The organism is Pseudomonas sp. 43(2021), from assembly GCF_017490805.1.
Taxonomy (GTDB): domain Bacteria; phylum Pseudomonadota; class Gammaproteobacteria; order Pseudomonadales; family Pseudomonadaceae; genus Aquipseudomonas.
This window is the reverse complement of record NZ_JAFGYJ010000101.1, coordinates 1-757: the sequence shown is the minus strand read 5'-3', so window position 1 is coordinate 757 and position 757 is coordinate 1. Positions and strand designations below refer to the sequence as shown.

Genomic DNA, 757 nt, shown 5'->3' with positions numbered 1-757 from the left:
ATTCTGGATGGTGGTCAGGCTGGCGCTGACTTCACTCAAAAACAGCTGCCCCGCTTCGGTCAGGGTCAGGCTGCGTGTACTGCGCTGGAACAGCCGCACGCCAAGCCGCGCCTCCAGTTTCGCCACGCTCTTGCCGACCGCCGCCGGGGTCAGGCTCAAACGTCGCGCGGCTTCGGCAAAGCTGCCAACTTCGGCGCTGCGCACAAAGCATTCGATACTGCTGAATGTTTCCATGATCGCCACTGTAAACTTCTGGTTTACACAGACTATAGCAATCATGGTCTACCCGGTTGTCGATGCCACGCCGATACTCGGCACCAACACCAAGGCATTCCGCCTTGAACACTTGGAGATCGAACATGACCACTCAACACCTCAGCGGCAAAGTTGCTCTGATTCAAGGCGGTTCGCGCGGCATCGGCGCAGCCATCGTCAAACGCCTGGCCGCTGAAGGCGCCGCCGTCGCTTTCACTTACGTCAGCTCCGCCGCCAAAGCCAAAGAACTGCAGAACAGCATCACCGGCAACGGCGGCAAAGCCTTGGCGATCAAGGCTGACAGCGCCGATGCCGGCGCGATTCGCCACGCCGTCAGCGCCACCGTCGAAGCGTTTGGCCGCCTGGACATTCTGGTCAACAACGCCGGCGTACTGGCCATCGCGCCGCTGGAAGATTTCAAACTGGAAGACTTCGATCAGACTTTGGCCATCAACGTGCGCAGCGTGTTCATTGCTTCGCAGGAAGCAGCGAAACACATGGG

The 757-nt window shown here is 59.6% G+C and carries 2 protein-coding genes; one reads left to right on the top strand and one right to left on the bottom strand.

The window, feature by feature from the left end; genetic code table 11:
* Positions 1–234: LysR family transcriptional regulator (locus tag J5M71_RS26130; RefSeq protein WP_207838335.1), on the bottom strand; the 234-nt coding region annotated here is incomplete at its 3' end.
* A gap of 125 nt (positions 235–359) precedes the next feature.
* On the opposite strand from J5M71_RS26130, the gene J5M71_RS26125 reads away from it, so the two are divergent.
* Positions 360–757, top strand: a 398-nt coding sequence (locus J5M71_RS26125; RefSeq protein ID WP_207838331.1) for an SDR family NAD(P)-dependent oxidoreductase, incomplete at its 3' end; no start/stop codon positions are given.